Source organism: Leptospira semungkisensis (assembly GCF_004770055.1).
Classification (GTDB): Bacteria; Spirochaetota; Leptospiria; order Leptospirales; family Leptospiraceae; genus Leptospira_B; species Leptospira_B semungkisensis.
The window spans coordinates 1-892 of the sequence record NZ_RQEP01000021.1 but is presented as its reverse complement, the minus strand read 5'-3'; the positions used below and the strand labels follow the sequence as shown (position 1 = coordinate 892).

The window sequence follows — 892 nt, the reverse complement described above, 5'->3', positions numbered from 1 at the left end:
ACAGTAGCAAAACGGATCATCCCGATCAAAAACGGAATGAATAGAAGAGATGCCCACTCGAAGGAAACAAGAGACCATAGAACAAGACCGAACGTAGCCGCAAAGATCGCAGAGCTTTCGGAAAAGAATCCGGAGAATGGTCCGTCTACCGGATACTTTTTGATCATCCGAACCGTATCATAAAAAATTTGTAATACGGGAGCTCCTCTTCTTCCTTGAGAATACGCTCTTATCTTTTGCAAAACGCCTCCGCATAAGAACGGAAGCAATAGAAACGATAGTGTTTGGATCAATATGTCCAAAACGACAGTAGTTGTGACCAAATGCCCCCCTCCGCCAAACGAACGACGATGATTACGATCAAGATTGCAAGAACAGTGAAAGAAGAATAAGTCAAGTCGACTGAGATGGACTCATCATCCGCTCCCCTGATCTTAGCCTTCAAAGAAGATAGAAGTTTCAGTAAGATCCGGATAAAACCGTTATCTAGTCTTGAGCTTCCGCTCTCGTCCGTGAAATATTTTCCAAGAGGAGCGGCTAGCGGATCGGAAACTGCCGAGCTTGTGATCGCCACCTCCGATCCGCCAAACAAACCGCCACAATCCCACAGTTTTCTCTGTTTTATTTTGTGTCTGAGTCCTAACATCCCCACGGATAAGAGTATGACTAAACCTACAACGTTCAAGATCCCGATCCCTTGGAACCAGGAAACATCCAACCAGTCCACACGAACTGCATAATAATTTGCTAATGAAAGAATGATCACAGGTGCAAGTAACACCAATGCTCCGGTCAATACCAAGGAAGCGTTCACAATCTTATTCGAACCGTGGTCCTCGAAATTTGCCCTAGGTCTCGATAATACGAGTCCCAAGAAAAGTTTCAAGTGAGC

Annotated in this window: 2 pseudogenes; both read right to left on the bottom strand. The window is 45.0% G+C overall.

Features of this window, described 5'->3' with window-relative positions:
- Positions 1-323 (bottom strand): annotated as a pseudogene (locus EHO59_RS18090) (NADH-quinone oxidoreductase subunit H); the annotation flags it as partial.
- A pseudogene (locus EHO59_RS18085) lies at positions 290-892 on the bottom strand (proton-conducting transporter transmembrane domain-containing protein); the annotation flags it as partial. The pseudogenes EHO59_RS18085 and EHO59_RS18090, both read right to left, overlap by 34 nt.